At 64.2% G+C, this 3,578-nt stretch carries 5 protein-coding genes and 1 tRNA gene; 4 read left to right on the plus strand and 2 right to left on the minus strand.

The window, feature by feature from the left end; all coding sequences use genetic code 11:
- Positions 1–37: 37 nt before the first annotated feature.
- Positions 38–298 (plus strand): DNA gyrase inhibitor YacG, encoded by a 261-nt coding sequence (locus tag VFB18_RS15245; RefSeq protein WP_414675805.1) that lies wholly within the window; start codon positions 38–40, stop codon positions 296–298.
- A 102-nt stretch (positions 299–400) separates the two neighbouring features.
- Positions 401–476 (plus strand) — tRNA-Phe (locus VFB18_RS15250).
- 57 nt (positions 477–533) lie between these two features.
- Here the strand turns inward: VFB18_RS15250 and VFB18_RS15255 are convergent.
- Positions 534–1,265 (minus strand): type 1 glutamine amidotransferase, encoded by a 732-nt coding sequence (locus tag VFB18_RS15255; protein ID WP_324977218.1) that lies wholly within the window; start codon positions 1,263–1,265, stop codon positions 534–536.
- 112 nt (positions 1,266–1,377) lie between these two features.
- Here VFB18_RS15255 and gcvA point away from each other — a divergent pair, with 112 nt between their 5' ends.
- Together gcvA and VFB18_RS15265 are read left to right on the plus strand one after the other, a co-directional pair.
- The gene (gene gcvA / locus VFB18_RS15260) at positions 1,378–2,283 is read left to right on the plus strand and encodes a transcriptional regulator GcvA (protein WP_324977230.1); all 906 of its coding nucleotides are present in this window, start codon (positions 1,378–1,380) and stop codon (positions 2,281–2,283) included.
- A 200-nt stretch (positions 2,284–2,483) separates the two neighbouring features.
- Complete coding sequence (locus VFB18_RS15265; RefSeq protein ID WP_324977221.1) at positions 2,484–2,861, plus strand: phasin family protein; 378 nt, start codon at positions 2,484–2,486, stop codon at positions 2,859–2,861.
- Positions 2,862–2,877: 16 nt separating this feature from the next.
- On the opposite strand, the gene VFB18_RS15270 is transcribed toward VFB18_RS15265, so the two are convergent.
- Positions 2,878–3,471, minus strand: a complete 594-nt coding sequence (locus tag VFB18_RS15270; RefSeq protein ID WP_324977224.1) for a hypothetical protein — start codon at positions 3,469–3,471, stop codon at positions 2,878–2,880.
- Positions 3,472–3,578: the final 107 nt, after the last annotated feature.

Consider the following 3,578-nt stretch of genomic DNA (forward strand, 5'->3'; position numbering starts at 1 on the left):
ATCTCTGGCTGTCGAAGGCCGAGGAGGTCGAGATCGAGTGAGCGGAGCGCGCCGCGGAGAGAAGGCGGGAGCGCGGCCTAAGCCGAAGGGCATGAAGGCAGCGGCGCGCAACACCCCCGCCTGTCCGATCTGCGACAAGCCAACGGTTCAGGAGTTCCGTCCGTTCTGCTCCAGGCGCTGCGCCAACATCGATCTTAACCGCTGGCTCGCCGGCCGCTACGCCGTCCCGGGCGAGAGAGTTTCCGCCGGCGCCGCCCGCGAGCAAGCGCCCGAGGACGAGGGGGACAAGGGCCGTTAGCAGCGGTCTCGACAGGCTAACGGCGATTTCCTATAAGCCAAGGCCTTGCGCGCGGACGCCAGCCGCAACAACTGCTGAAGGCGTCCTCCGAAAGCGCCAAACGCCCAGGTAGCTCAGTTGGTAGAGCAGCGGACTGAAAATCCGCGTGTCGGTGGTTCGATCCCGCCCCTGGGCACCATTTTCGTAGCCGAGCACTCTTTCAACCGGGTCACGCCCTGTTCAATAGCTCACACCCTCAAGCGGTAACGCTGCGGCGGCTATGGGCGCGAACGCGCGCGAGCCACGCATCGTACAGCCGGTCGGTGAAGAGGCGATGCATGGTGGCGCAGCGCTCGCCGAGGTTTTGGCGAATTTGCTCGATGGGCTGCACGCTCTCCGACACGGGCTCGATGTCGTAGCCGAAGGTTGCGAGCCACTCTTCCATCATCGCCGCCGTGACCTCGGCATGCGCAACGATGGCGACCGTGTTGCCGAAGGCAAAAGCCTGCATTGGGCAGTGCGCGCTCGAATAGAGTGGCGCCGCCCCCGGCGGCAGGGTGAAGGCGTCGTGGTGCCAGATGAAGATGTCGAAGCTGTCAGGCACCGCGCCGAGCCAATCTCGGGAGACCGGATTGTCGACTTTCCGCACCTCGTGCCAGCCGATCTCCTTCTGCGGCATCGGCTCGACCGTCCCGCCCAACGCCTTGGCGATCAGCTGCGAGCCTAAGCAGTGTCCGAGCATCGGCACGCCTTCATCGGCGGCAATGCGAATGAGCTCGATCTCGTCGGCGAGCCAATCGTGGTCGTCGTTCGCGCTCATCGTGCCGCCGAGGAAGGCGAGGCCGGAGACATCGCCGATGGAGAGCGGAACCTTCTCTCCCTGATCGATCCTGACGATCTCCCAGGGCACCTTGCGGGCATCGAGATATTCGGCGAGCCGGCCCGGGTTGATCCAGTCTTCGTGGCGGAAGATCCGGATTGGTTTCACTGCATTGGCTCCAGGGGCTTTGCTCGAATCGTAGGCAAGTGCACTATCGAGCGCGCCGTGCTACCGTCAAAGTGATTAGTTTTCACTGGGTGTCCAGTTGAGCTCAACGGGATTGCCGCCTGCTGCGCGACGCATACCGCCTTTGCCCGGATTGAGGGCGTTTGAGGCCGTAGCGAGGCTTGCGAGCTTTCGCCGCGCCGCCGAGGAGCTTGCGGTCACGAAGTCGGCCGTGAGCCATCAGGTCCAGGCGCTCGAAGGCTATCTGGGCGTGCGGCTCCTGAACCGCGGCGCCGGGCGGATTTCGCTCACCGCCGCAGGAGAGGCGCTTCTGCCCGAGGTTCAGAGCGCTCTCGACCGGCTTGCCGGCGTCGTCGCCGATCTTCGCCACCGGTCCCGCACCGAGCCGCTCACCATCAGCCTCTTGCCGACCTTCGCCGTGCGCTGGCTGATCCCAAGGCTTGCCAATTTCAGAGAGCAGCACCCCGACATCGAGGTGCGCCTCGATGCCAGCCTGGAGGCGGCCGATTTCGACTCCTCAGGCGTCGATGTCGCCATCCGTTACGGGCGTGGCGAGTGGCCCGGGCTTCATTGCGAGCGCCTCATCGTCGAGTCGCTGACGCCGGTTTGCAGTCCTGCGCTGTTGCAGGGCCGCTCTCCTTTGCGGCAGCCGGCCGACTTGGCCCGGCACGTTCTACTGCACAATAGTGCCCACCCAGACGACTGGCCGCTGTGGTTGAAGACCGTAGGAGTGCGCGGCATCGATCTTGAGCGCGGGCCGCGCTTTGCCTATTCGGAACTCCTGCTCAAGGCCGCGGCCGAGGGCCTCGGTGTCGCCTTGGCCCGCCGCCACCTTATCGACAAGGATCTCGCCGACGGCACTCTTGTCGCTCCGTTCGGCACCGTGTGCGAGACGGGCTATAGCTATTGGCTGGTCTGGCCGCGCAAGCGCCACACCGACCGGCGGGTGGCGAGTTTTCGCAAGTGGGTCTTAGGTCAGCTCGACGGGCGCCAGGCGTGAGCCCTGAGCGCATCGAGATCGAGCGAAGCATCCTCGGCCATGTTACCGGTCGCGCTCCGCGGAAACCGGAAATTCGCCCGACTCATCAAAAGCTTGACCTTGACGAGAGCGGGCCGGACGCTATTCCCTCCCGAATGCGCTATAGTGTGACGGTGCCGTGACAAAACGGCCGCTCTTAGACGGTAACCCAAGAGGACATTATGGAAGACACCCCTTCCTTCGAGATTCCGCCGCAACTGCGCGAAATGGCCGAAAAGAACGTCGAGCAGGCGCGCGCGGCCTACGGCCAATTCATGGACTTCCTCACCCAGGCCATGAACACCTGGCAGAAGGGGGCAACGACCGGTGGCGCGTCGGCTTTCAAGACGGTGCAGGACCGCGCCATCTCCTTCGCCAAGGAGAACGCCGAGCGCTCGTTCAATCTCGCAAGCGAGATTGCCCGCGCCAAGGACGTTCAGGAGGTGCTGACGCTGCAGAGCCGTTTCGCTCAGACCCAGATGCAGCTCTTCGCGGTCCAGGCCCAGCAGCTCTCCTGGCTCATGGCCGACGCCATGCGGGAGATGCAGCCGAAGGCGTGATCGGGCGCCCGCGCGCCTAGTCGATCTGCTGCCCGAGATAGGCCGCCACGTCGTCGTGCATCTTGAACACGGCGTCCTTAAGCTCGGCCTCGGAAACCTTGTTGTCGATGGCGTTGACGACGCCGATCCACAGATTCTCCGGCATGCCGATCTCGGTCATGCGCGATTTGATGACGCCGCCGATGCCCTGGTCCTCGCCCGGCTGATAGAGCAGGAGCAAAAGGTTCGACTTGACGGCGACCTCGTACAGCGTGCCGGCCGGGTTGCCGAACTTCTCGGCGATCTCGCGTCCGACATCGGCGCCGTCGCCCTGGATCAGATAGTGGATCACGTCGGCGTAGGTTTGCGATGAATCGGGCGAACGGGGCGGAAACGGCTTGATCTCGATCTGCATGGCGTCGGCGAGCGGCTTCATCGCCTTCATGATCTCGTCGACCTTGTCGTCGTGATTGCCCTGCGCGTAAAGAAGCCCGGCGATGCTGATCTGGTCGCCGAGGCGCCAGGCGGCGGCCTTGGCGAGTTCTTCGGTCCCGGCCTGTGCGTCGCCTGTGAAGAATAGAAGTAGAAGCGTACCTGCGAGCGCCGGGACCAAGACGCTCCGGCGGCTCAAGGCTCCAAGCAAGCCCCGCAAACTCGTGACGCGCAACTCTGCCTCCCGTAGATCGGGCCGGGCACAAGTGCGCGGCCAAGCTTAAGATAGCCTGTCAATTGATCGCA

This window comes from Methyloceanibacter sp. (genome assembly GCF_035650995.1).
In the GTDB taxonomy this organism is placed as follows: Bacteria; Pseudomonadota; Alphaproteobacteria; order Rhizobiales; family Methyloligellaceae; genus Methyloceanibacter.

Coding starts and splice junctions, on each gene's coding strand:
- VFB18_RS15265 (WP_324977221.1), top strand. CDS start 2,484: ATGGAAGACACCCCTTCCTTCGAGATTCCGCCGCAACTGCGCGAAATG.